Below are 2,631 nucleotides of genomic sequence, written 5' to 3'. Positions count from 1 at the left end.
TGCTGGCGCTGCAGCTGAACGCCGCGGGCGGCTCGGCCGAGGCGGTCTGCTTCGACGTGACCGATCGCGCGGCCTGCGAGGCGGCGCTGCTGCCGCTGGCCGAGATCGGCGCGATCCAGGTGATCGTCAACAACGCCGGACTGCACGACGATGCGGTGTTCCCGGCGATGCGCGAGGAACAGTGGCACCGCGTGATCGACGTGTCGCTGCACGGCTTCTTCAACGTGACGCAGCCGCTGGTGATGCCGATGATCCGCACGCGCTGGGGCCGGGTGATCAACCTCTCGTCGGTGGCCGGCGTGATGGGCAACCGCGGGCAGACGAACTATGCGGCGGCCAAGGGGGCGTTGAACAGCGCGACCAAGGCCTTGTCGCTGGAGCTGGCGAGCCGTGGCATCACGGTGAACGCGGTCGCGCCGGGCATCATCGCGTCGCGCATGACGGCGCAGGCCTTCGACGACAAGGCGATCGGCCAGCTGGTGCCGGCCAAGCGCGCCGGCACGGCGGATGAAGTGGCGGCGCTTGTCGGGTTTCTCGCAGGGGACGAGGCCGGCTACATCACCGGCCAGGTGATCTCGATCAACGGCGGCATGGCGTAACGCACTGCCCGTTCGCCCTGAGCTTGTCGAAGGGTCTGTTCGCATGCCGCCAGGGCTTCGACAGGCTCAGCCCGAACGGTTTTGTTTGCCGCCGTCTGTGCGCGGCTCTTCTACGAAGGGTTCTTCGCCTTGAATTGCGCCAGGTTGAAAGCCGCCTTCGCCTTGATCTTGTTCTGCAGCAGCCCCGACCACCCGAGCGCCCAGCCCGGCGCGCCGAGCGCCTGCCGCGACCAGGCCCAGAAATCGAACTGGTCGACGTGCCGCACGATCAGCCCGTCGCGGAACTCGAAACTCGCATCGATGATGTTCAGCACCTTGCGCCCGGTGGCCGAGAACGTGTAGTTCGCCTCCCAGTGCGCCGAGCCGTTCTGGTCGTCGGCCTGGATGCCGGTGTACTCGAGCCGCAGGTCGCGCCCGTTGGTGCAGAGCATGCGCCACATCATTCCCGCATCGGCGCCGTGCAGGTCGAACACCGGATCGGTGAAGTGGACCTCGCGGTGGTAGCAGCTGCCCATCGCGGACCAGTCGCGGCGGCAGAAGCCTTCGTAGAAGCGTTGGATCAGTGCGGCGTGGTCGTGCATGCGGGCCACCGGGGCGGAATCGAGTTCGACACAGTGTGCCAGCACCGCAAGCCGTTCGGGTATCCGGCGATGCGGATTCGCCACTGAAGTCGCTAAGCTTCGCACATGAAGTTGCTGCTTGCCGAAGACGACGCCATCCTTGCCGATGCCCTCAGCGCCAACCTGGCGCTGGCCGGCTTCGAGGTCGACGTGGCCCCGAATGGCGCCGTCGCCGAATACCTGCTGCTGCGCCAGCAGTTCGATCTCGGCGTGCTCGACCTGGGCCTGCCGCTGGTCGACGGCCTGACGGTGCTCAAGCGCGTGCGCGCCGCCCGGCCGACACTGCCCATGTTGGTGCTGACCGCGCTCGACGGGCTCGACCACCGCGTCGCCGGGCTGAACGCCGGTGCCGACGACTACCTGACCAAGCCCTTCGACTTTCCCGAGCTCGAGGCCCGCATCCGCGCGCTGCTGCGCCGCACCCGCAGCGTGGCCACCGCGTCGGCGCAAGAGATGGGGCGGCTGAGCTTCGACCGCGACACCCGCCGCGCCGCGATCGGCAACGAGGCGATGGAGCTGTCGCCGCGCGAATGGATGCTGATGGACCTGCTGCTCACGCAGCGTGACAAGGTCGTGACGAAGGAACAGATCGCCGAAGCCTGGGCGGTGGAGCGCGGCGATGCGAACGCCGGCTCGATCGAGGTCTACATCCACCGGCTGCGGCGCAAGCTCGACGGCTCGGGCCTGGCCATCCGCACCGTGCGCGGCCTCGGCTACCTGCTGGAAGCCGAAGCCTCCTCCTGAGAACGATGCTGTCGCCGTTCAAGCTGGCCCTGCGCCGCATGCCCGGCGTGACGCCGGGCACCCGCTCGCTGCACCGCCACCTGCTGCTGTGGCTGCTGCTGCCGCAGCTGGTGCTGTGGCTGGCCGCCGCCTACGTCACCTACAACGTCGCCGACCGCTACGCCAACCGCGCGATCGACGCCGCGCTGAAGACCGCGACCCGCGCGCTCGCGCGCCAGGTCAAGCCGATCGGCAACGGCCTGTTCATCGATTTCCCGCGCGCCGCGCAGGACATCATCGAGGCCGACCCGGACGACCGCGTGTACTACATGGTCAGCACGCCGCCCGGCGAGTTCATCCTCGGCAACAACAAGCTGCCGCCGCCACCGGTCACCGATGCGCGCCTCGGCGAGACCTACTTCTACAACGGCAGCATGAAGGAGAAGTCCCACCAGCTGGGCATCCGCGTCGCGGCGATGTACCTGTCGTTCGGCGACGAGACCGCGCCGCAGCGCATGCTGGTGCAGGTGGCGCGCAGCCGCGCGAGCGGCGAGGAGCTCGCGCGCCAGATCCTGGTCGACACCGCGCTGCCGCTGTCGGGGCTGGTGGCGCTGATGTCGGTGATCGTCTGGGGCGGCATCCGCACCGGCCTCGCGCCGCTGGCCCGGCTGCGCGCCGAGGTGGAAGAC

General features: G+C 68.9%; 4 protein-coding genes. 3 read left to right on the top strand and 1 reads right to left on the bottom strand.

What is annotated here, in order from left to right; translation table 11 throughout:
* Positions 1-599 (top strand): 3-oxoacyl-ACP reductase FabG (fabG, locus tag AC1D01_RS29325; RefSeq protein ID WP_477872694.1); only part of this gene is annotated, 599 nt, incomplete at its 5' end.
* Positions 600-709: 110 nt separating this feature from the next.
* Here fabG and AC1D01_RS29320 read toward each other — a convergent pair.
* The gene (locus tag AC1D01_RS29320) at positions 710-1,180 is read right to left on the bottom strand and encodes a nuclear transport factor 2 family protein (protein ID WP_477872692.1); all 471 of its coding nucleotides are present in this window, start codon (positions 1,178-1,180) and stop codon (positions 710-712) included.
* Positions 1,181-1,285: 105 nt separating this feature from the next.
* On the opposite strand from AC1D01_RS29320, the gene AC1D01_RS29315 reads away from it, so the two are divergent.
* Entirely contained in the window at positions 1,286-1,963 is a 678-nt protein-coding gene (locus AC1D01_RS29315; protein WP_477872690.1) for a response regulator transcription factor, read from the top strand.
* A 5-nt stretch (positions 1,964-1,968) separates the two neighbouring features.
* The coding region (locus AC1D01_RS29310) for a sensor histidine kinase N-terminal domain-containing protein (RefSeq protein ID WP_477872688.1) at positions 1,969-2,631 on the top strand (663 nt) is incomplete at its 3' end.

Source organism: Rhizobacter sp. P3_B12, from assembly GCF_056402895.1.
The sequence above is the reverse complement of the archived record's forward strand: the minus strand, read 5'-3'. Positions and strand labels throughout refer to the sequence as shown.

Coding starts and splice junctions, on each gene's coding strand:
- AC1D01_RS29320 (WP_477872692.1), bottom strand. CDS start 1,180: ATGCACGACCACGCCGCACTGATCCAACGCTTCTACGAAGGCTTCTGC.
- AC1D01_RS29315 (WP_477872690.1), top strand. CDS start 1,286: ATGAAGTTGCTGCTTGCCGAAGACGACGCCATCCTTGCCGATGCCCTC.